This window comes from Pseudomonas sp. SC11 (assembly GCF_047039205.1).
Taxonomy (GTDB): Bacteria; Pseudomonadota; Gammaproteobacteria; order Pseudomonadales; family Pseudomonadaceae; genus Aquipseudomonas; species Aquipseudomonas boreofloridensis.
This window is the reverse complement of record NZ_CP178183.1, coordinates 2,342,653-2,363,335: the sequence shown is the minus strand read 5'-3', so window position 1 is coordinate 2,363,335 and position 20,683 is coordinate 2,342,653. Positions and strand designations below refer to the sequence as shown.

Sequence of the window (20,683 nt, the reverse complement as noted above, 5' to 3'; positions counted from 1 at the left end):
GGCGCGCCAGCACCGGGGAGAACGCTGTGCCGCCCTCCCCGTATGCGCCTCAGTTCGCCGCCCGCGCCCGCGCCGCGTGCAATTTGCGATAGCTGTCGATCAGGCGCTGGTGACGCTCAAGGCCCTCGAGTTTGAGGCTGGTCGGGGTCAGGCCGTGGAAGCGCACGCTGCCGTCCACCGAGCCGAGCGCGGCATCCATGCGCGCGTCGCCGAACATGCGGCGGAAATTGGCCTCGTAGTCGGCCATCTCCAAGTCCTCGTCCAGCACCACTTCCAGCACCACGTTCAGCGCCTGGTAGAACAGGCCGCGTTCGACAGTGTTGTCGTTGAACTGCAGGAACATCTCCACCAGTTCCTTGGCCTCCTCGAAGCGCTCCAAGGCCAGTTGGATCAGCAGCTTGAGTTCGAGGAGGGTCAATTGGCCCCACACCGTGTTGTCGTCGAACTCGACGCCGATCAGCGTGGTGATGGTGGTGTACTCATCCACCTCCAACTGGTCCAGACGCTTGAACAACAGTTTCAAGGCGCGGTTGTCGAGGCTGTGCAGGTTGAGGATGTCCGCACGCACGCCCAGGGCACGGTTGGTGTTGTCCCAGATGAGGTCTTCCACCGGATAGATTTCCGAGTAACCCGGCACCAGGATGCGGCAGGCGGTGGCACCGAGGTCGTCGTACACCGCCATGTAGACCTCTTTGCCCATGCCTTGGAGCAACGAGAACAGGGTGCGCGCCTGCACCTCGGTGCTGTCGTCGCCGGCCCACTCCCACTCGACGAACTCGAAGTCGGCCTTGGCGCTGAAGAAGCGCCAGGACACCACACCGCTGGAGTCGATGAAGTGTTCGACGAAGTTGTTCGGCTCCATCAGCGCGTGGCTCTCGAAGGTGGGCTGCGGCAGGTCGTTCAAGCCCTCGAAGCTGCGCCCCTGGAGCAACTCGGTGAGGCTGCGCTCCAGTGCCACTTCGAAGCTCGGATGGGCACCGAAGGACGCGAACACCCCACCGGTACGCGGGTTCATCAAGGTCACGCACATGACCGGGAATTCGCCGCCCAGCGACGCGTCCTTGACCAGCACCGGGAAGCCCTGGTCCTCCAGGGCCTGGATACCGGCCAGGATACTCGGGTACTTGGCCAGCACCTGCGCCGGCACGTCCGGCAGGCACAACTCGCCTTCGAGGATCTCGCGCTTGACCGCCCGCTCGAAGATCTCCGACAAGCACTGCACCTGCGCTTCGGCCAGGGTGTTACCCGCGCTCATGCCGTTGCTCAGGTACAGGTTCTCGATGAGGTTGGAGGGGAAGTACACCGTCTGCCCATCGGACTGGCGCACGAACGGCAGCGAGCAGATACCACGCGCCTTGTTGCCCGAGTTGGTGTCGTACAGATGTGAGCCGCGCAGTTCGCCGTCCGGGTTGTAGATCTCCAGGCAGTGCGCGTCGAGAATTTCCGCCGGCAGCGCATCCTTCGGTCCAGGCTTGAACCACTGCTCGTTGGGGTAATGCACGAACGCTGCGTTGGCGATCTCCTCGCCCCAGAACTGATCGTTGTAGAAGAAGTTGCAGTTCAGTCGCTCGATGAACTCACCCAAGGCCGAGGCCAGCGCGGCTTCCTTGGTGGCGCCCTTGCCGTTGGTGAAGCACATCGGCGACTGGGCGTCGCGCAGGTGCAGCGACCAGACGTTGGGCACGATGTTGCGCCACGAAGCGATTTCGATCTTCATGCCCAGGTCGGCCAGCAACCCGGACAAGTTCTCGATGGTGCGCTCCAGCGGCAAATCCTTGCCCGCGATGGTGGTGCTGGAATCGGCCACCGGCATCAGCAGGCCCTGGGCGTCGGCATCGAGGTTGTCGACCTGCTCGATGATGAACTCGGGACCGGTCTGCACCACCTTCTTCACCGTGCAGCGGTCGATCGAGCGCAGGATGCCCTGGCGGTCCTTCTCGGAAATGTCTTCGGGCAGCTCGACCTGGATCTTGAAGATCTGGTTGTAGCGATTCTCCGGGTCGACGATGTTGTTCTGCGACAGGCGAATGTTTTCCGTCGGGATGTCGCGGGTCTGGCAGTACAGCTTGACGAAGTACGCCGCGCACAGCGCCGAGGAGGCCAGGAAATAGTCGAACGGCCCAGGCGCCGAGCCGTCGCCTTTGTAGCGGATCGGCTGATCGGCGATCACCGTGAAGTCGTCGAACTTGGCTTCGAGTCGGAGGTTGTCGAGAAAATTGACCTTGATTTCCATGCGGGGGCACCAGCGCGTAAAACGAAATGGGCGCCATTATCCGGGTTTTCCGGGGTGAAGTCTTGCCGAGGCGACCGAGCCGCGCAGCCGCTGCCTCAGGGCGATTTCGCGGCGTCTTGCTGGGCCTTCCAACGCGCCAGGTTCTCCGTGACCAGGCGCTCTGGCAGGTCGCTGGCGACGATGTCCTTCATCTTCGCCTCCAGCTTTGCGCGCAGTGCCGGCAGGTTGCAGGGCGAGTCGCGGGACATCGCCAGGTACAGCCCTTCGCTGGAGATCGGCGGTTCCAGACCCTGCACCTTTGCCTCGATGTCCATCACACGGGTCAGGGCCATGCCAGGAAAGCGCTCGAAGATCACGTAGTCGCTGCGTTTGTGCAGCAACTTGTCGAACGCCTGGCGGGCGCCCGGCACGGCTTCGAGGTTGAGGTTGGTGCGCGCGTACTCGTCGAAACGCTCGCCATGGCTGTTGTTGACCAGCACGCCACCCTTGAGGCCGCGCAAGTCGTCCCAGCCTTGGTAGGTCATCGCCTGCTCGCTGCGCACCCAGACCACGCTCGGGGTGTGCAGGAACGGCGGCTGGATGAAGTCCACCTCGTTCTCCCGCGCCCGGGTGAGAAAATAGCCGGCCAGCAGATCGACCCGCCCCAGGCGCACTTCCTCCTGGGCGCGGCCCCAAGGCCCGGCGTAGGTGATCTGCACCTCAAGGCCCAGCTCGCTGGCCAGATGCTGGAGCAGGTCGGCATTGGCGCCGATCAGCCGCTGAGGGTCTTGCGGGTCGCGCCACAGATACGGCGGATATTCCGGGTTGCCGGTGGCGGTCAAGCGTGAGCAGTCGTCGGCAGCGCACGACAGGCCCGGCAGCGCGAACGTGAAAAACAGCAGCAACGCCCTGCGTAAATGGCACTCGATCATGGGAAGTCCCTCTTCTGGGCTGAACAGCGACGCAACAGTGATCGTTAAGGTGTAGGTGCTGCCAGAAGGCACTTGGTTCAGCAAATTCCAACGAGGACGCGACACCCGCGCCAGGACGGCGAATTCTGCCCTGTGGCGCGCGGGCGATGATGCCAGGCGCGGCGTGGAGAAAGTGTGATCGTGGTCACGGCCAGGCGCGTTGAGGCGGTGGTGACCGCGATCAATTACGCGAGTGTCGCAATCACCTGCGCCGCGGTGGTCACCTGACGGAAATGGTGGGTCCACAGCGCAATGCCCAATTTGCCCGAGCGGTCCAGCGAAGACCCTATCGTCAGGTCGGTGAGCAAGGTCGGCGCGAGCCCGGCATCGAACAGCGCGAAACCGGCGGCGAGCACGCAGGTCTCGGTTTGCAGCCCGCACACCAGTACCCGCTCGACCTGCAGACGCTTGAGGTAGTCGATGGCCTCTGCACTCTGCCCGTAGCCATGCTTGATGAACACCTCGTCGGCCTCGACCAGACTTTCGTCCTCGGCCGCCGGGTGCCAACCGAGCTGGCGGTCGAACGGGGTGACCTGCTCGTCGTGCAGCTCGACCGAAGCGATGGCCGGCAACCGTGCAGCCAGTGCACGGATGCCGTCGACCAGCCACTCCGGTGGACTGAAGGTGGACTGCACATCGACGATCAGCAAGGCCTGCCGCATATAGGGGTCTGCGCGAGTAGACAAAGGGCGCGCAGTATACCGTCTGCGTTTCAGCCGTGCTCGGGCAGCGCGTGCATGTGCGTGGTGCGCCATAGCGGATCGTGCTCGACATCGACGATCACGAAACCCTGGCGCTGCCAGAACTCGATGGCGCCGGGCAGGAATGGATGGGTATGCAGATAGAGGCACTGCACGTGTGCCTGCCTGGCCTGGTCGCGCAATGCCTGGTACAGCGCTCGGGCCATGCCCTGCTGGCGATACTCGGGGAGCACGAACAAGCGCACCACTTCCACGGTGCGCAGGTGCCGGTAGTCGAGCTGCGCGAAGCGGTGGTCGTAGGGCAAATAACCGATCGCGCCGATCAGCCGGCCCTGGTCACGCGCGACCAGGAAGCGACCGGCACCGTTTAGGTACGTCTCGGTGAAGCGCGCCAAATCGTCCGGCAACGGCGCCTGGGCGAGCATGGGAAACAGCTCGCGGCGTGCCCGGTCGACGAAGGCGACCACTTCGTCGACGGTATCGGCAGTGACACGATGAATGGACCAATCGGACATGGGCACCTGCGCAGGGTGGTATCGACATCCCGTACTGTAGCTGCCGCGAGCGCGCCGCGCTTGATACAGGGCAACTGCATGGACCTGCCACGGCTCGCGCTTGTCCTAGGCTTTGTCTGGACCCAGATAATGAGCTGAAATAGCCTCCGCACGTCGACAAGGAACGCCCATGCCCAAGACTTCACCGCCCGCCGCACAGGGCTTCGTCCGCGTCCGTGGCGCGCGCGAACACAACCTCAAGAACATCGACGTCGATGTGCCCCGCGATGCCCTGGTGGTGTTCAGCGGCGTGTCCGGCTCGGGCAAGTCGTCGCTGGCATTCTCGACCCTGTATGCCGAGGCGCAGCGCCGCTATTTCGAGTCGGTGGCGCCCTATGCGAGGCGCCTGATCGACCAGGTCGGCGTGCCCGACGTCGATTCGATCGAAGGCCTGCCCCCGGCGGTCGCCTTGCAGCAGCAGCGCGGCACGCCGAGCGCACGGTCGTCGGTGGGCAGTGTCACCACCCTGTCGAGTTCGATCCGCATGCTCTACTCGCGCGCCGGCAGTTACCCACCAGGGCAGCCGATGCTGTACGCCGAGGATTTTTCGCCCAACACGCCGCAAGGCGCCTGCCCGCAATGCCATGGCATCGGCCGAGTGTTCGAAGTGACCGAGGCCACCTTGGTGCCCGATCCGTCGCTGACCATCCGCGAACGCGCCGTGGCCGCCTGGCCCATGGCTTGGCAGGGCCAGAACCTGCGCGACATTCTCGTCACCCTGGGCTATGACGTCGATGTGCCCTGGCGCGACCTGCCCCAGGAACAGCGCGACTGGATCCTGTTCACCGATGAAACGCCCACCGTGCCGGTCTACGCGGGCCTCACCCCGGCACAGACCCGCGCAGCGCTAAAGAAGCAGCTCGAGCCGAGCTACCAAGGCACCTTCAGCGGTGCCCGCCGCTACGTACTGCACACCTTCATGCACTCGCAGAGCGCACAGATGCGCAAGCGCGTGGCCCAGTACATGCGCCCCAGCCCGTGCCCAGCGTGCGCCGGCAGGCGCCTCAAGCACGAAGCCTTGAGCGTGACCTTCGCCGGGCTGGACATCGCCGAGCTGTCGCGCCTGCCCCTGCAGGACTTGGCCCAGGTGTTGCGCGACGTCGCCGCGCCCAGCTACCTGCAACGCCGCGACGAGGGGGGCGAGACGCTCAGTCACGCGCAGACCCGCAGTGCCCGCGAGCAGCGTGCCGCACGCGGCGAGCCCCCGCATGCCGGCGGCCAGGACGTGCGCCACACGCCCAATCTCTCTCTGGAAAAGCGCCTGGCCGCGCAACGCATCGCCAGTGAACTGCTGGCGCGCATCGACACCCTGCTCGACCTCGGCCTGGGCTACCTGGCGCTGGAGCGCAGCACCCCGACGCTGTCCTCGGGCGAGTTGCAGCGCCTGCGCCTGGCCACCCAGCTCAACTCGCAGCTGTTCGGCGTGATCTACGTGCTCGACGAACCCTCCGCCGGCCTGCACCCCGCCGACAGCGAGGCGCTGTTCGATGCGTTGCAACGCTTGAAACAGGCGGGCAACTCGGTGTTCGTGGTCGAACACGACCTGGACACCCTGCGCCGCGCCGACTGGCTGGTGGACGTCGGCCCGGCCGCGGGCGAGCACGGTGGACGCATCCTCTACAGCGGCCCGCCGGCGGGGTTGGCCGAGGTGGCCGACTCGCGCACCGGCGTCTACCTGTTCGCCGACCCGACGCCCAGCCAGCGCGCGCCTCGGCCTGCACGGCAATGGCTGTGCCTGGAAGGCATTAGCCGCAACAACCTCGACCAGCTCGACGCGCGCTTCCCGCTCGGCTGTTTCAGCGCCGTCACCGGCATCTCCGGTTCCGGCAAGTCGAGCCTGGTCAGCCAAGCCCTGCTGGAGCTGGTAGGCGCCCATCTGGGTCAGCAGGCGGGGGCCGATGAACCCCAGGAGCAGAGCCTTGAAGACGAACCCGAACAGCCCAGCAGCGGGCACATCAGCGCCGGTCTCGAGCAGCTCAAGCGCCTGGTGCGGGTGGACCAGAAACCTATCGGCCGCACCCCGCGCTCGAACCTGGCCACCTACACCGGCCTGTTCGATCACGTGCGCAAGCTGTTCGCCGCCACCGAGCAGGCTCGGGCCGCCGGTTTCGATGCCGGACGTTTCTCCTTCAACGTCGCCAAGGGCCGCTGCGAGACCTGCGAGGGCGAAGGTTTCGTCAGCGTCGAGCTGCTGTTCATGCCCAGCGTCTACGCGCCCTGCCCCACGTGCCATGGCGCGCGCTACAACCCGCCCACCCTGGCCGTCACCTGGCAAGGCCTGAACATCGCCCAGGTGCTGCAGCTCACCGTCGATCAGGCGCTGGACGTGTTCGCCGAACACCCCGCGCCACGCCGCAGCCTTCAAGTGCTGGCCGACATCGGCCTGGGCTACCTGCGTCTGGGCCAGCCGGCCACCGAGCTCTCCGGCGGCGAGGCGCAGCGCATAAAGCTGGCCACCGAACTGCAGCGCAGTGCCCGTGGGGCGACGCTGTACGTGCTGGACGAGCCCACCAACGGCCTGCACCCGCAGGATGTCGACCGGCTGCTGGTGCAGTTGAACCGCCTGGTCGATCAGGGCCATACCGTCGTGGTGGTGGAGCATGACATGCGCGTGGTGGCGCAAAGCGACTGGGTGATCGACATCGGCCCGGGCGCCGGCACGGCAGGCGGGCAGATCGTGGCCTGCGGCACCCCTCGCGAGGTGGCGTCCTGCGCCGACAGCCGCACCGCGCCCTTCCTGGCGCGAGTACTGGTCGATGGGGAGGCGCGGCGATGAGCAGCCCGCTGCCGCCGCTCAACGCCCTGCGCGTCTTCGAAGTGGTCGCCCGCCACCTCAACTTCCGCCTGGCGGCCGACGAACTGGAGGTCACCCAAGCGGCCGTCGCCCAGCAGATTCGTGGGCTGGAAGCGCATCTCGGAGCGCGTCTGTTCGAGCGCCTGCCACGCGGGCTGCGCCTCACCGAGGGCGGGCTGGTCTACAGCCACAGCATCCGCAGCGCCCTGGCGTTGATCGGTGAGGCGACCGCCGCGCTGCGCCCGGACGACCGTCACCTGACCGTCAGCGTCACGCCCACCTTCGCCTCGCGCTGGCTCATCCCGCGCCTGGGTTCGTTCACCCAGGCCCACCTCGACATCGACCTGCGCGTATTGGCCAGCGAACGTCTGTCGCGTTTCCAGGCCGATGGCGTGGACCTGGCGGTGCGCTACGGTCGACCGCCCTTCGGCCCCGGGCTGAGCGCCGAGCTGCTGACCGAGCAGCGGATGGTGGCCGTGGCCAGCCCCGCCCTCCTCGCCCAGCAGGGTACGCCGCGCAGTGCCGAACAGTTGCAGCCGTTTGTGCTGCTGCACGATGCGCATAACCTGTGGCCGACCTACATCGCGCAGTTGTTCGGCCAGCCGACGCAGCCCATGCCGCGCAACCTGCGCTTCAACCAGACCGCTTTGGCCATCGAAGCCGCCCTGGCCGGACAAGGCCTGGCACTGTCCAGCGAACTGTTCGTCAAGGACGAACTGCACGCCGGGCGGCTGGTGCAGGTATTCGAGCAGGCGCTACCCATGGACAAGCATTTGTATCTGGTCTGGCCGCGCAAGGACGGCGCGCCGACAGCGCTGGGTGCCGTGCGCCACTGGTTGCAGCACCAGATCGGGGACACCTGAGAGAATAGTTTTTCTACTGACTCAGCCGCTGATCGCTGCCTGTCTGGCGACAGACAGGCCTTGCTAACCTGGCGTTCGTCGATTCGATCAACGCACCCACGGAGGCTGCATGTCAGTAGAAAAAGTAGCGATCATCACCGCAGGCGGCAGTGGCATGGGCGCTGCAGCGGCACGTCGTCTGGCCAGCGACGGCTTCAAGGTGGCGATCCTGTCGTCCTCGGGCAAAGGCGAGGCCCTGGCTCACGCGCTCGGCGGTATCGGAATCACCGGCAGCAACCAGAGCAACGACGACCTGCAACGCCTGGTCGATGCCGTATTGCAGCGCTGGGGGCGCATCGATGTGCTGGTCAACAGCGCCGGCCACGGCCCGCGCGCGCCGATCCTGGCGATCAGTGACGACGACTGGCACCAGGGGCTGGACACCTACCTGCTCAACGTCATCCGCCCTACCCGCCTGGTGACGCCGACCCTGCAGGCGCAAGGCGGCGGCGTAATCATCAACATCTCCAGCGCCTGGGCCTTCGAGCCCAGCGACCTGTTCCCCACCTCGGCGGTGTTCCGCGCAGGGCTGGCGGCCTTCACCAAGGTCTTCGCCGACACCTACGCTGCGCACAACCTGCGCATGAACAACGTGCTGCCAGGCTGGATCGACAGCCTGCCCGGCACCGACCAGCGCCGCGACAGCGTGCCGCTCAAGCGCTACGGCACAGCCGAGGAAATCGCCGCCACCATCGCCTTCCTGGCCAGCGACGGCGCCGCCTACATCACCGGGCAGAACCTGCGCGTCGATGGCGGGCTGACCCGCAGCGTGTGAAGCCGCCAGGGCAATCGATGGCAAATCCAGTTAAACCCTCGAGGCAAGCACCCTTCTAAACAGACTGTGCCTTCACGGCATGGTCTGTTTTTTCTTTACCTCGGAGGGAGACCCGATGGACGAACGATTGCTGCAGTTGCTGACCACCACCACGGTATTCGGCATCTCCATCCTCAACCTGCTGCTGGCGCTGGCCGTCACGGTGGCCACCTTCCTGTTCACCCGCTGGGCGCTGAGTTTCCTCAAGCGCCGCGCCCATCAATGGTCCAGCCACGAAAGCCAGTTCGCGCGGCTGGTCACCGAAGTGCTCGAAGGCACCAGCAACGCACTGCTGATGCTCGCTTCGCTGCTGGTCGGCCTGGGCGTACTGGACTTGCCCGAACGTTGGCTGGACCGGGTCGGCAGCCTGTGGTTCGTGGTCGCGGCGCTGCAGATCGGCCTGTGGGCGAACCGCGCCATCGCCATCGGCCTGGGCCGCTATTTCGCCCGCCACGACACCACTGGCGCCTACCGTGGCAGCGCCCTGGCCACTCTGTCGGGCTGGGGCGCGCGGGTGTTGTTGTGGTCGGTGGTGCTGTTGGCGATGCTGTCGAACCTGGGCGTGAACATCACCGCCTTCGTCGCCAGCCTCGGCGTGGGCGGTATCGCCGTGGCCTTGGCGGTGCAGAACGTGCTGGGCGACCTGTTCGCCTCGCTGTCGATCGCCGTGGACAAACCCTTCGAAGTCGGCGACTTCATCGTCATCGGCTCGCTAGCCGGCACGGTGGAAAACATCGGCCTGAAGACCACGCGCATTCGCAGCCTGGGCGGCGAGCAGATCGTCATGGCCAACGCCGGCATGATCAGCAGCACCATTCAGAACTACAAGCGCTTGCAGGAGCGGCGCATCGTCTTCGAGTTCGGGCTGTCCTACGACACGCCCACCGAAGCGGTGAAGAAGGCCCCGGCCATCGTCGAGGAGTCGATCAAGGCGCAGAGCCAGGTGCGCTTCGACCGCGCCCACCTGCGCGGCTTCGGCAAGGAAGCGCTGGAGTTCGAAGCGGTCTACATCGTGCTGGACCCTGGCTACAACCTGTACATGGACATCCAGCAGGCGATCAACTTCCAGTTGCTCGAGCGCTTCTCCAAGGTGGGCGCCAAGTTCGCCGTAGGGGCGCGCTCGATCAAGGTCACCGGATTGCCGGAGGCGTCCAACCAGCTGACGGCGGTCAGGGGGCGAGACTCACAAGGTCACTGATCCGGGGAAGTCACCTGCGCCGACTGCTGCGCAGGCATGCAAGATCGAGCGGTGGCGCGCTCGATGGCCAGCGCCAGCGTTCGCTGCATGTCCAGCCGCAGCCGCGTGCGGGGTGCCTGCCCAGCGCTGGCATCCGCCGCGTGCGCGAGGGGTAGCGCGCCCTCGCGCAGCAGCGCCTTGATGTGCAGCGGGGTCAGACCAGGGTCGATCGACAGCAGTGCGGCGACGGTCCCAGTGACCAAGGCCGCCGCATAAGAGGTGCCACAGCCACCGCCACGTCCGGAGCGCGCTGAAGTGGCCAGCGAAGCCCCAGGACAGGCCGCGGCGGCGATGTCCACGCGAGGCCCCCGGTTGGAGCTTTCACGCCACTGCACCGCGCGAACGTCCGTCAGCGAACCTGACCAGGCGCTGCGTTGGTGCGCGCCGACCACCAGCAACTGCGGTGAGCGCAGGCCCGCCGGCAGATGATCGGCAATATCCCCGGCACTGTTGCCAGCCGAGTTGACGACGACGACACCAGGATGCTCGCGCTCGAGCCAAACGAAAAAGCGCTCCAGGACCCGACGATAGCCTGCGAATGCCTGGTCGGACCGAACGTTTACGGTCACCGGCTCGCCCTCGCGGTCCAGCGTCCCCAGGCGATGGATACCCCAGCTCCAGTTCAGCACCTGCGCGCCGTCCTGCACCATGTTCACCGAGGCCGCTATGCGCGCGATCACGCCTGAGGGGGAGCCCCTGTCGATGATCAGATCGAAGCGGCCGCCGGCCCGGCTCAGGCGACTGAGAAAGGCGCGGTTGCCGCCCGGATAGAGGCTTGAGGCCAGGATGCCGGTGACCACGGAGCCATGCCGACTCGACGCAGGACTCTGGTAGGCATAGACACACAGGTTGGCACCAGCACAGGGCTTGGCATAGGGCCTGAAGTCGAGCGAGTCGAAGTCCACGCCGCGCTCGACGATGCCCACACGTACACGCTCCCGGTCTGCAGCGGCACGCGTGGCCAGCGTGCGTTGGTACAGGTCGACGGCGGCGCTGAAATGGTTGGCTTCCCAACCGGCCTGGTCCGCAGGCTCGACCCCATCGTCGGGGTCTTCGGGCAGCGCCCGGTTGTCATCCTCGATCACGATGGCGGCGACCTGTGGATCGGCCTGTAACCGCTCGACCCAAGCCTGACGCGCGAAAATCCCGTCAGCGGGCAGGCGCACCTGGTACACGCCAAGCGCGGTGATGGCCCCGACGATCTGCAGACCGTGACGGCTGGCGATCCGTAAAGCCGCTTCAGGCGTACTGGCTTCGTCTTCCAGAACCAGACTCAGCAGATCGACAGCGGTCACCACCCCAGGGGCAACGTCTTCCAACCTGTCCTGACTCAACGGCAGTACGCGTGCGCCCTCAGGGTTCCAGCGCACCATGTTGCTCACTCGATCGCCATCGCTCAACCAGACGGGGACGCCCGCCTGCACCTGCTGCGGCAGGCTCACATGCAGCAGCGTAGGCTGCATGACCACGGCTGCGTCGGCCAGTGGCGCACCGTCGAGCACTACCGAGGGCTTGGCGCTGGACAAGCCCTGCACGCCCATGCACCAGCGCTGCACCGGCTCGGTGTGCCAGCTCGTGCAGGGCATCAGGCTGGTGATACGCAGCGTCTCTGCCGCCAATACGGGGATGGATGCGGTCCACAGCAGCCCAGTGAACAGCAGCGCTGAGCCTACCTTCATGTTCAGGACGTCCGAGTCGTTGAAAGGCACCGGCCTGGCGTGAAGGCCAGGCCTTGGTGCTCGACACTAATCGGATCGTCGGTTAACGCCTACTGACAGAATTGTCAGGTCGCTGGCGGCTTGTGCTCGAATACCCGCCGGTGCGTCAGGGCATGACCGGTGGCGTATAGGCCAGGGTCGTACCCAGCGCCCAGAGCAGGAACAGCACCAGCGGCACGTGCACCAGCAGTTGCACGAAGGAAAAGCCGATCAGGTCACGCGCCTTGAGCCCCAGCACGCCCAACAGCGGCAGCATGTAGAACGGGTTGATCAGGTTCGGCAGCGCCTCGGCGGCGTTGTAGATCTGCACCGCCCAACCCAGGTGGTACTGCAGGTCGTTGGCTACCAGCATCACGTAGGGTGCTTCGATGATCCACTTGCCGCCCCCGGAGGGGATGAAGAAGCCCAGCACCGCCGAGTACACACCCATCAGCAAGGCATAGGTGTCGTGGGTGGCGATCTGGGTGAAGAACACCGAGATGTGATGCGCCAGGGTCTGGGCGTCGGCGCCCTGGACCTGGGTGAGGATGGCGGCGATCGAACCGTAGAGCGGGAACTGGATCAGCACCCCGGTGGTGGTCGGCACCGCGCGGGCCACGGCATCGAGGAAACTGCGCGGACGCCAGTGCAGCAGGGCCCCGAGCATGATGAACAGCAGGTTGTAGGTGTTGAGCCCGGAAATGGCGGTGATCGCAGGCTTGGTGGCGAACTCCTGGTACAGCCAGCCGGCCGCCAGGGCCACCAGCAGCAGGATCAGGATCGGGCTGTGCTCCAGCCACTCGCCCGGACGCGTGCGCTGGGCCGGCGGCGGCGCGGTGAAGCTGGGATCGACGCCACAGTCCTGGGCGCTGCGGGCGCTGCTGGGGCCCGGTGCGGTCGCGTAGGCAATCACCAGTGAGACGATCACCAGCGCCGCCAGCATGACGCCGGACTGCCAGAGGAAAATGGTCTCGGTGAACGGAATCACCCCGGTGATGGACAGGATCGACGGTGGCAGGCTGGCCGGGTTGGCCTGCAACTGCGCCGCCGACGACGACAGACCCAGCGCCCACACCGCGCCCAAGCCCAGGTACGCGGCAGCGCCTGCAGCGCGATAATCCATCTTCAAGTCTTGGCGACGTGCCAGGGCGCGCACCAGCAGACCGCCGAACACCAGCGACAGGCCCCAGTTGAGCAAGGAAGCGAGCATCGAAATCAAGGCCACCCAGCACACCGCCGACCGGCCGTTCTTCGGCAGTCGGGCCAAGCGGTCGATGAGCCGCGCGGCCGGTGGAGAACTGGCGACCACGTAGCCGCCGATCACCACGAAGGCCATCTGCATGGTGAAGGGAATCAGGCTCCAGAAGCCGTCGCCGAAGGCCTTGGCCGTGGCCGTGGGTTTGGCCCCCATGGCCAGTGCGCCCAGGCAGACGAGCATCACCGCCAGGGCAGCGAACACCCAGGAGTCGGGGAACCAGCGTTCGGCCCAGTTGGAGCAACGCAGGGCGAATCGAGCAGAGCGGCTGTCTTGAATTTCAGCGGCCACGGGGTGTTTTCCTTTTTTGGTTTTATTGGTGGAGGTCGTTCTGAAAACGACACAGCCCCCTGCGGCCACGAATCACGCTGCGGCCGCAGGGGGCGAAGCACAGTTTTAGAAGGTCATTTCTTTCACATCGTCCGGCACGATCAGTTTTCCAGCGGTCTTGTCGACGATCTCCTGGACACTCACCCCCGGCGCGGTTTCGCGCAGGATGAAGGCGCCGTTGTCGATCTCCAGATAAGCCAGGTCGGTGAGTACCTTGCGGATACAGCCGGCGCCGGTCAGCGGCAGGCTGCAGCGTGGCAGCAACTTGGATTCGCCGTCCTTGGACGCGTGGGTCATGGTGACGATGATGTTCTCGGCCCCGGCCACCAGGTCCATGGCACCGCCCATGCCCTTGACCAACTTGCCGGGAATCATCCAGGAGGCGATGTTGCCCTCCACGTCCACCTCGAAGGCACCCAGCACCGTGAGGTCGACATGGCCGCCCCGGATCATGGCGAAGGACTGCGCCGAGTCGAAGATCGAGGCGCCGACGCGGGCGGTGACGGTCTGCTTGCCAGCGTTGATCATGTCGGCGTCGACCGTGCTCTCGCTGGGAAACTCGCCCATGCCCAGCAGGCCATTCTCCGATTGCAGCATCACGTCCATGTCGGCCGGTACGTAGTTGGCCACCAAAGTCGGGATGCCGATGCCCAGGTTGACGTAGTAGCCATCCTTCAGTTCACGGGCGACACGTTGCGCCATCTGTTCGCGGGTCAATGCCATGGTCTGGATCTCTTTGTTGTTCTGTGGGCGGCGCTCAGGCCTTGACGGTGCGCTTTTCGATGCGTTTTTCGAAGGTGCCGACGATGACCCGGTCGACGAAGATGCCCGGGGTGTGGATTTCGCTGGGCAGCAGCACGCCGGGCTCGACGATCTCCTCGACCTCGACCACGGTGATGCGCCCGGCCGTGGCGGCCAGCGGGTTGAAGTTCTGTGCGGTGTGGCGGTACACCACGTTGCCGTAGTGGTCGGCCTTCCAGCCCTTGACGATGGCGAAGTCGCCGGTGATGGCGCGCTCCAGGATGTAGTGGCGGCCCTCGAACTCGCGCACCTCCTTGCCTTCGGCCACCGGCGTGCCGTAGCCCGTGGCGGTGAAGAACGCCGGAATGCCTGCGCCGCCGGCGCGCATCTTCTCGGCCAGGGTGCCCTGGGGCGTCAGTTCCACCTCCAGTTCGCCGCTGAGCAATTGACGCTCGAACTCGGCGTTTTCGCCCACGTAGGAGGCGATCATCTTGCGGATCTGTCGGTCTTCGAGCAGCACGCCCAGACCGAAGCCATCGACGCCGCAGTTATTGGAGACCACGGTCAGGCCCTTGACCCCACGCCGCTTGATCTCGGCGATCAGGTTCTCGGGAATGCCGCACAGGCCGAAGCCCCCGGCCAGCACCGTCATGTCGTCGGTGAGGCCCTCGAGGGCTTGTTCATAAGTTGCTACGCGCTTGTCCAGTCCGGCCATGCTGATCCGCCTTTATCGTTATTGGAGCGAGTGCAGCCATCTTCACCGCTGGCGACTGATTTGTTAATTTTGTTTTCGTCATCGATTGATAAATTTTGCAAAACAACAGGCGATTGCCATGAATGTCAAACAACTGCGCGCTTTCGTCACCGTGGCCAAGTACCAGAGCTTCGCCCAGGCCGGCGAGCACCTGCACATCTCCCAGCCGGCCCTGAGCCTGACCATCAAGGCGCTGGAGGACAACCTCGGCGGTGCCCTGCTCACCCGCACCACGCGCAGCGTCAGCCTGACCGCCGAGGGCGAGGTGCTGCTGCCGCTGGCGCGGCGCCTGCTCGGCGACTGGGACGACACCGAAGAGTTGTTGCGCCAGCGCTTCACCTTGCAACTGGGGCGGGTGTCGGTGGCGGCGATGCCGGCCTTTGCCGGCAACCTGCTGCCGCAGTCGCTGAAGGTGTTTCGCCAGCGCTACCCGAAGGTGAATGTCACGGTGCATGACGTGATCAACGAACAGGTACTTGAACTGGTGCGCCACCGCCGCGTCGAACTGGGCATTGGCTTCGAGCCGGAGCGCAGCGAGGCGTTGCAGTTCCATGCCCTGTACCTGGACCGTTTCGTCGCGGTGGTGCCCGCCGACTCAGCGCTGGCCGAGCAGAGCGAAGTGAGCTGGGAGGCGCTGTTGGCCGAGGACTTCATCGCCCTGCAGCGCCCCTCGGCGGTGCGTCTGCTGCTCGAACAGCACCTGGCGGCCGAGCATGGACGACTGACCGTGGCCTTCGAGAGTCATCAACTGTCGACGGTCGGGCGCATGGTTGCCGCAGGCCTGGGCGTGAGCGCGGTCCCGGCGCTGTGCATCACCCAGATGCAGGAGCTGGGTGCACGCTGCGTGGCCCTGGTGGAACCGACCGTGGAGCGGCGCATCGGCGTCATCGCCTTGAGCGACCACAAGCTGTCTACCGCAGCACAGGCCCTGCTCGATGTGCTGCTCAGCCATACCCACCCCCCGGAGGTGACATGCGTAACGTGAAATTGGCAGGACACGACGTGCCGGCCATTGGCCAAGGCACCTGGTACATGGGCGAGTCCGCCGCGTCGCGGGCCGCTGAAGTGGCGGCCCTGCAACAGGGCATCGACCTGGGCATGACACTGATCGACACCGCCGAAATGTACGCCGAGGGCGGTGCCGAACAGGTGGTCGGCGCCGCCATCGCCGGGCGCCGCGACCAGGTGTTCCTGGTCAGTAAGGTGTATCCGCACAATGCCAGCCGTCGTGGTATTCCCCAGGCCTGCGAACGCAGCCTGCGCCGACTGGGCACCGACTGCATCGACCTGTACCTGCTGCACTGGCGCGGCCAGTATCCCCTTGCGGAAACCGTCGAGGCCTTCGAGCGTCTGATCGACGAAGGCAAGATCCGCCGCTGGGGCGTCTCCAACTTCGATGTCGACGACCTTCAGGCACTGGACGACGAGCGCTGCGCGGTGAACCAGGTGCTGTACAACCCGGCCGAGCGCGGCATCGAGTTCGACCTGTTGCCCTGGAGCCAAGCGCGGCATCTACCGACCATGGCCTACTGCCCGCTGGCCCAGGGTGGGCGCTTGCTGCGTCATCCGCTGCTGCAGACGATCGCCGAGCGCCACGGCGCCACCCCGGCCCAGGTCAGCCTGGCTTGGGTGATCCGCCAGGACGGTGTGATCGCCATTCCCAAGGCGGTGAGCCCCGAGCATGTGCGGCTCAATGCCGAGGCCGGGCAGTTGCAGCTGAGCGATGCCGACCTGCGCGAGATCGACCAGGCCTTCGCCCCGCCAACGCACAAGCAGCGTCTGGCTATGCAGTGAGACCACGGACCAGGTGATCGCGCAGGCGCAGCAACATCGCGTCACAGCCACGTAGTTGCTCGACGCTGACGAACTCGTCGGGCTTGTGGCCCTGCTCCATGCTGCCCGGCCCGCACACCACTGTAGGAATACCGGCCTGATCGAACAGCCCGCCCTCGGTGCCGAACGCCACGGTGCCGAACGCCTCGCAGCCGCTAATCGACGCCAGCAGCCGCGCCGCTTCGCTGTCGGCGGGCGTGGCCAGGCCTGGGTAGGCGCTCAACGGCTGCCAGTCGATGCGACTGGCAGGGCTGACCACGCGCATGCGTGGCAACAATTCGCCCTCGGCATAGGCCTGCACGCGCTCGGCCACGCTGCACGCGTCGAAACCGGGCAAGGCACGCACCTCGAAATCGAACTGGCAGTGCTCGGGGACAATGTTCAGCGCCTGACCGCCTGTTATGACGCCAGTCTGCACGGTCGAAAACGGCGGGTCGAAGCGTGGGTCATGCGCCTGCGGGTGTGCCAGTGTTTCGCCGATTTCCCCGAGCTTGCCGATCAGCCGCGCCGCGTACTCGATGGCATTGACACCCTGCGGCGCATAGGCCGAATGGCAGGCGGCGCCGTGCACCTGGCAGCGCATCGCCAGCTTGCCCTTGTGCCCCAGCACCGGCTTGAGCTCGGTGGGTTCGCCAATCAGGCACAGGCGTGGCGGGTGCGGGCGCTGAGCCAGCGCGTCGAGCAGGCTGCGAACACCCAGGCAGCCGACCTCTTCGTCATAGGAAAAGGCCAGGTGCACCGGCACGACCAGCGGCTGGGCGAGAAAGGCGGGCACGGCCGCCAGAACCGAGGCGATGAAGCCCTTCATGTCGGCCGTGCCTCGGCCGTAGAGCCGACCGTGGCGTTCGCTCAGCCTGAACGGTTCGACCGTCCAGGCCTGGCCGTCCACTGGCACCACGTCGGTGTGGCCCGACAACATCACGCCCCCGCGATCACGCGGGCCCAGCGTGGCGAACAGGTTGGCCTTGGTGCCCTCCTCGTTGAAAAACAGCTCGCACTCAACGCCGTATCCGGCCAGATAGTCGCGAATGAAATCGATCAGCGCCAGGTTGGAGTCGCGGCTCACGGTGGCGAAGCCGATCAATTGGCGCAGCAGGTCGCGGCTGGCGAACTCACTCATCGCCCGGCACTCCGTAGCGTGGGGCGGTGGTCGGGTCGAGGGCACGCGTGACGTAGTCCTGCATCTGTGGGCGGTAGGCCTGCCAGAGGCGCTCGAGCGCGCCGATGGGGTCGTGCTCGGCCCAGTCCACGCGCAGGTCCACCAGCGGCCAGGTCAGCTCGCCGGCGATTTTCAGCGCTGCCGAATGCACCGGGCCCGCCTCGCCGCCGGCCGCCATGGCCGCCTGCATGGCGGCCAGCAACCGGTCGGCCAGGTGGCCGTCGCGGTGCTCGAAGGCCTGCACCATGGCCGCGATCACCGACGGCGCAGACAGCAGATTACCGGCCGCCGCGCACTGTCTACCGGCCACGGCGTGGTGCACGCCCAGCGCTTGGCTGCCGGTAAACAGCGCCACCTGGCCCTGACTGTCGATCACGCTGACCTGGCGATACTCGCTCCAGCCGTTGGCGCTGAGCACCTGGTCCAGCGCGGCGGCTGGTGGTAGTTGGCCTTGCTCCAGCGCGTCGAGAATCTGCGGGCCGAGCGCCGGCAAGGTGATGTTCTGCGTCGCCACCGCGCCGACGCCAGCCCGTACCCACGGGCAACGGGCGCCTACGGCGATGCTGGACGAACTGATGGCGATGCCGAGCTGGCCGGTTTCCTGACAGCGGCCAATGATGGAAAAGGTCATGGTGCAGCTCCTAGCAGGATTTAGCGGCATTCTCGGCAAGCACCGGCGGCGGCGAAACGAGCATTTTCCTGGGTACTGACCAGTAAAAAACTGGGCCCATTGCGCGGTCCTGTAGCCGCGTCCGCGTGCTGCGCAGGGAGCGCGCAGCGCCCCTGCCCGCCCCCTCGGCGTTTTATCGCCAAGCCCTAGCTAAATACTATTTTCGCCCTGCCGTGCCCGTCCCTAGTCTGGCCCCAGACCACGGCGGTCCTGTGACCGGCCGTATAACAACCGCCTGAACAAGGGCTCGGACATGACAGTGAACAACCTCGACATCGACACTTTGGTGGTCGGCGGCGGCCAGGCCGGCGTGGCCATCAGCGAACACCTGAGCAAACTCGGCGTGCCGCACCTGGTCCTGGAGCGCCGGCGCATCGCCGAAGCCTGGCGCAGCGGGCGCTGGGACTCGCTGGTGGCCAACGGCCCGGTATGGCACGACCGCTTCCCCGGACTGGAATTCGACCTGGACGCCGACGCCTTCGCCGGCAAGGACCAGGTCGCCGACTATTTCGAGCGCTACGTGCGCACCTACAACCTGCCGGTGCGCACCGGCGTCGAAGTCAAACGCGTAGTGCGCAACCAGGACCGCCCAGGCTTCACCGTGCACACCAGTGACGGGGTGATCCGCGCCAACCGCGTGGTGGCCGCCACGGGGCCATTCCAGCGCCCGGTGATCCCGGCCATCGCGCCACAAGACCCACGCCTGCATCAGCTCCACTCGGCGGCCTACCACAACCCGCAACAACTGCCAGACGGCGCGGTACTGGTGGTCGGCGCGGGCTCATCCGGAGTACAGATCGCCGAGGAACTGATGCGCGCCGGACGCCAGGTGTACCTGTCGGTCGGCGCCCATGACCGCCCGCCGAGGACCTACCGCAATCGCGACTTCTGCTGGTGGCTCGGCGTGCTGGGTGAATGGGACGCGGAAATCGCCAAGCCTGGCCGCGAGCACGTGACCATTGCCGTGAGCGGTGCCCGTGGCGGACACACCGTGGATTTCCGCGCCCTGGCCCACCAGGGCATGACCCTGGTCGGCCTGACCCAGTCGTTCGAGCACGGCGTGGTGACGTTTCAGGACAACCTGGCCGAGAACATCCGCCGTGGCGACGACAGCTACCTGGCCCTGCTCGACGCTGCCGATGCCTATGTCGAGCGCAATGGCCTGGACCTGCCGCTCGAGCCCGAGGCACGCCAGCGCCTGGCCGACCCGCAGTGCCTGACGCAGCCGTTGTTGCAACTGGACCTGGCCGAAGCCGGCGTCACCAGCATCATCTGGGCCACCGGCTACGGGGTGGACTTCAGTTGGCTGCAGGTGGACACCTTCGACGCCAATGGCAAGCCCCAGCACCAGCGCGGCGTGGCCCGCGAACCGGGGGTCTATTTCCTCGGCCTGCCCTGGCTGTCGCGCCGAGGCTCCTCGTTCATCTGGGGCGTGTGGCACGACGCCAAGCACGTCGCTGGACACATCGCCACACAGCGCACTTACCTGGCCTACCAGGACCGTGAACAGCGTCAGGCCGAATCGCACCCCGCCCCATCGATCAGCAATGTCGCTACCTCAGGAGCCCACTGATGCCCACTCATACCCGCATCCGCATGTTCAACACCAAAGTCACCTACCCCAACCAGACCCTGGACAACGACCTCTGCCAGGCGGTACGTGCCGGTAACACCATCTACGTGCGCGGTCAGGTCGGCACCGATTTCGAGGGTCGTCTGGTCGGCCTGGGTGATCCGCAGGCCCAGGCCGAGCAGGCGATGAAGAACGTCAAGCAATTGCTCGAGGAAGCCGGCTCGCATCTGTCGCACATCGTCAAGACCACCACTTACATCACCGACCCGCGCTTTCGCGAACCGGTGTACCGGGAAGTGGGCAAATGGCTCAAGGGTGTATTCCCGATTTCCACGGGGCTGGTGGTCGCGGGCCTGGCCCAGCCGGAGTGGCTGATGGAAATCGATGTGATCGCCGTGGTGCCGGAGCCACTGTAATCGGCGAAATCAACCAGGGCCGCTGTGCGGCCCGTCGTCAAATGGCCGGGTTGAACAGCGCCTGGTCCTG

Annotated in this window: 18 protein-coding genes; 8 read left to right on the top strand and 10 right to left on the bottom strand. The window is 66.0% G+C overall.

The window, feature by feature from the left end; genetic code table 11:
• Positions 1 to 49 precede the first annotated feature (49 nt).
• From ACK2SD_RS10875 to ACK2SD_RS10860, 4 genes are all read right to left on the bottom strand, one after another.
• Complete coding sequence (locus ACK2SD_RS10875; protein WP_412462106.1) at positions 50 to 2,233, bottom strand: OsmC domain/YcaO domain-containing protein; 2,184 nt, start codon at positions 2,231 to 2,233, stop codon at positions 50 to 52.
• 95 nt (positions 2,234 to 2,328) lie between these two features.
• The gene (locus ACK2SD_RS10870; RefSeq protein WP_412462105.1) at positions 2,329 to 3,144 is read right to left on the bottom strand and encodes a substrate-binding periplasmic protein; all 816 of its coding nucleotides are present in this window, start codon (positions 3,142 to 3,144) and stop codon (positions 2,329 to 2,331) included.
• Positions 3,145 to 3,368: 224 nt separating this feature from the next.
• On the bottom strand, positions 3,369 to 3,845 hold the full coding sequence (locus tag ACK2SD_RS10865) for an isochorismatase family protein (RefSeq protein WP_412462104.1): 477 nt from the start codon (positions 3,843 to 3,845) through the stop codon (positions 3,369 to 3,371).
• A gap of 50 nt (positions 3,846 to 3,895) precedes the next feature.
• Positions 3,896 to 4,399 (bottom strand): GNAT family N-acetyltransferase, encoded by a 504-nt coding sequence (locus tag ACK2SD_RS10860; RefSeq protein ID WP_412462103.1) that lies wholly within the window; start codon positions 4,397 to 4,399, stop codon positions 3,896 to 3,898.
• A 169-nt stretch (positions 4,400 to 4,568) separates the two neighbouring features.
• Here ACK2SD_RS10860 and ACK2SD_RS10855 point away from each other — a divergent pair, with 169 nt between their 5' ends.
• From ACK2SD_RS10855 to ACK2SD_RS10840, 4 genes are all read left to right on the top strand, one after another.
• Positions 4,569 to 7,214 carry an excinuclease ABC subunit A gene (locus ACK2SD_RS10855; RefSeq protein ID WP_412462102.1) on the top strand — a complete coding sequence of 882 codons (2,646 nt, stop codon included), beginning with the start codon at positions 4,569 to 4,571 and terminating at the stop codon, positions 7,212 to 7,214.
• The gene (locus ACK2SD_RS10850) at positions 7,211 to 8,095 is read left to right on the top strand and encodes a LysR substrate-binding domain-containing protein (RefSeq protein ID WP_412462101.1); all 885 of its coding nucleotides are present in this window, start codon (positions 7,211 to 7,213) and stop codon (positions 8,093 to 8,095) included. The genes ACK2SD_RS10855 and ACK2SD_RS10850 overlap by 4 nt, the downstream gene beginning before the upstream one ends.
• Before the next feature lie 109 nt (positions 8,096 to 8,204).
• The gene (locus tag ACK2SD_RS10845; protein WP_295481733.1) at positions 8,205 to 8,909 is read left to right on the top strand and encodes an SDR family oxidoreductase; all 705 of its coding nucleotides are present in this window, start codon (positions 8,205 to 8,207) and stop codon (positions 8,907 to 8,909) included.
• Positions 8,910 to 9,024: 115 nt separating this feature from the next.
• On the top strand, positions 9,025 to 10,146 hold the full coding sequence (locus ACK2SD_RS10840; RefSeq protein ID WP_317872538.1) for a mechanosensitive ion channel family protein: 1,122 nt from the start codon (positions 9,025 to 9,027) through the stop codon (positions 10,144 to 10,146).
• Here ACK2SD_RS10840 and ACK2SD_RS10835 read toward each other — a convergent pair.
• The 4 genes from ACK2SD_RS10835 to ACK2SD_RS10820 all read right to left on the bottom strand — a co-directional run bounded on the left by ACK2SD_RS10835 (position 10,140) and on the right by ACK2SD_RS10820 (position 14,923).
• Entirely contained in the window at positions 10,140 to 11,864 is a 1,725-nt protein-coding gene (locus tag ACK2SD_RS10835) for a S8/S53 family peptidase (protein ID WP_412462100.1), read from the bottom strand. The genes ACK2SD_RS10840 and ACK2SD_RS10835 overlap by 7 nt on opposite strands.
• Positions 11,865 to 12,009: 145 nt before the next feature.
• Positions 12,010 to 13,428, bottom strand: a complete 1,419-nt coding sequence (locus ACK2SD_RS10830) for a short-chain fatty acid transporter (RefSeq protein WP_029613317.1) — start codon at positions 13,426 to 13,428, stop codon at positions 12,010 to 12,012.
• 105 nt (positions 13,429 to 13,533) lie between these two features.
• Positions 13,534 to 14,190, bottom strand: coding sequence for a CoA transferase subunit B (locus tag ACK2SD_RS10825; RefSeq protein WP_295481738.1), 657 nt, complete (start codon positions 14,188 to 14,190; stop codon positions 13,534 to 13,536).
• Between the two features lie 34 nt (positions 14,191 to 14,224).
• Complete coding sequence (locus ACK2SD_RS10820; protein ID WP_029613319.1) at positions 14,225 to 14,923, bottom strand: CoA transferase subunit A; 699 nt, start codon at positions 14,921 to 14,923, stop codon at positions 14,225 to 14,227.
• A gap of 118 nt (positions 14,924 to 15,041) precedes the next feature.
• Here ACK2SD_RS10820 and ACK2SD_RS10815 point away from each other — a divergent pair, with 118 nt between their 5' ends.
• Both ACK2SD_RS10815 and ACK2SD_RS10810 read left to right on the top strand, forming a co-directional pair.
• Positions 15,042 to 15,947, top strand: a complete 906-nt coding sequence (locus ACK2SD_RS10815; protein WP_116888469.1) for a LysR family transcriptional regulator — start codon at positions 15,042 to 15,044, stop codon at positions 15,945 to 15,947.
• Positions 15,935 to 16,756, top strand: coding sequence for an aldo/keto reductase (locus ACK2SD_RS10810; RefSeq protein WP_412462099.1), 822 nt, complete (start codon positions 15,935 to 15,937; stop codon positions 16,754 to 16,756). The genes ACK2SD_RS10815 and ACK2SD_RS10810 overlap by 13 nt, the downstream gene beginning before the upstream one ends.
• Here ACK2SD_RS10810 and argE read toward each other — a convergent pair.
• Together argE and ACK2SD_RS10800 are read right to left on the bottom strand one after the other, a co-directional pair.
• The gene (gene argE / locus ACK2SD_RS10805; RefSeq protein WP_412462098.1) at positions 16,746 to 17,915 is read right to left on the bottom strand and encodes an acetylornithine deacetylase; all 1,170 of its coding nucleotides are present in this window, start codon (positions 17,913 to 17,915) and stop codon (positions 16,746 to 16,748) included. The genes ACK2SD_RS10810 and argE overlap by 11 nt on opposite strands.
• On the bottom strand, positions 17,908 to 18,585 hold the full coding sequence (locus tag ACK2SD_RS10800; protein WP_342651287.1) for a DUF1028 domain-containing protein: 678 nt from the start codon (positions 18,583 to 18,585) through the stop codon (positions 17,908 to 17,910). The genes argE and ACK2SD_RS10800 overlap by 8 nt, the downstream gene beginning before the upstream one ends.
• 292 nt (positions 18,586 to 18,877) lie before the next feature.
• Here ACK2SD_RS10800 and ACK2SD_RS10795 point away from each other — a divergent pair, with 292 nt between their 5' ends.
• Both ACK2SD_RS10795 and ACK2SD_RS10790 read left to right on the top strand, forming a co-directional pair.
• Positions 18,878 to 20,197: a flavin-containing monooxygenase gene (locus ACK2SD_RS10795; protein WP_412462097.1), complete on the top strand. Its 1,320-nt coding sequence runs from the start codon at positions 18,878 to 18,880 to the stop codon at positions 20,195 to 20,197.
• Positions 20,197 to 20,613, top strand: a complete 417-nt coding sequence (locus ACK2SD_RS10790) for a RidA family protein (protein WP_295481750.1) — start codon at positions 20,197 to 20,199, stop codon at positions 20,611 to 20,613. Before ACK2SD_RS10795 ends, ACK2SD_RS10790 begins: the two co-directional genes overlap by 1 nt.
• Positions 20,614 to 20,683 lie beyond the last annotated feature (70 nt).

Bases quoted from the DNA above. Each gene is read 5' to 3' on its own strand.
- ACK2SD_RS10875 (WP_412462106.1), bottom strand. From the start codon at position 2,233: ATGGAAATCAAGGTCAATTTTCTCGACAACCTCCGACTCGAAGCCAAG.
- ACK2SD_RS10870 (WP_412462105.1), bottom strand. From the start codon at position 3,144: ATGATCGAGTGCCATTTACGCAGGGCGTTGCTGCTGTTTTTCACGTTC.
- ACK2SD_RS10865 (WP_412462104.1), bottom strand. From the start codon at position 3,845: ATGCGGCAGGCCTTGCTGATCGTCGATGTGCAGTCCACCTTCAGTCCA.
- ACK2SD_RS10860 (WP_412462103.1), bottom strand. From the start codon at position 4,399: ATGTCCGATTGGTCCATTCATCGTGTCACTGCCGATACCGTCGACGAA.
- ACK2SD_RS10855 (WP_412462102.1), top strand. From the start codon at position 4,569: ATGCCCAAGACTTCACCGCCCGCCGCACAGGGCTTCGTCCGCGTCCGT.
- ACK2SD_RS10850 (WP_412462101.1), top strand. From the start codon at position 7,211: ATGAGCAGCCCGCTGCCGCCGCTCAACGCCCTGCGCGTCTTCGAAGTG.
- ACK2SD_RS10845 (WP_295481733.1), top strand. From the start codon at position 8,205: ATGTCAGTAGAAAAAGTAGCGATCATCACCGCAGGCGGCAGTGGCATG.
- ACK2SD_RS10840 (WP_317872538.1), top strand. From the start codon at position 9,025: ATGGACGAACGATTGCTGCAGTTGCTGACCACCACCACGGTATTCGGC.
- ACK2SD_RS10835 (WP_412462100.1), bottom strand. From the start codon at position 11,864: ATGAAGGTAGGCTCAGCGCTGCTGTTCACTGGGCTGCTGTGGACCGCA.
- ACK2SD_RS10825 (WP_295481738.1), bottom strand. From the start codon at position 14,190: ATGGCATTGACCCGCGAACAGATGGCGCAACGTGTCGCCCGTGAACTG.
- ACK2SD_RS10820 (WP_029613319.1), bottom strand. From the start codon at position 14,923: ATGGCCGGACTGGACAAGCGCGTAGCAACTTATGAACAAGCCCTCGAG.
- ACK2SD_RS10815 (WP_116888469.1), top strand. From the start codon at position 15,042: ATGAATGTCAAACAACTGCGCGCTTTCGTCACCGTGGCCAAGTACCAG.
- ACK2SD_RS10810 (WP_412462099.1), top strand. From the start codon at position 15,935: ATGCGTAACGTGAAATTGGCAGGACACGACGTGCCGGCCATTGGCCAA.
- argE (WP_412462098.1), bottom strand. From the start codon at position 17,915: ATGAGTGAGTTCGCCAGCCGCGACCTGCTGCGCCAATTGATCGGCTTC.
- ACK2SD_RS10800 (WP_342651287.1), bottom strand. From the start codon at position 18,585: ATGACCTTTTCCATCATTGGCCGCTGTCAGGAAACCGGCCAGCTCGGC.
- ACK2SD_RS10795 (WP_412462097.1), top strand. From the start codon at position 18,878: ATGACAGTGAACAACCTCGACATCGACACTTTGGTGGTCGGCGGCGGC.
- ACK2SD_RS10790 (WP_295481750.1), top strand. From the start codon at position 20,197: ATGCCCACTCATACCCGCATCCGCATGTTCAACACCAAAGTCACCTAC.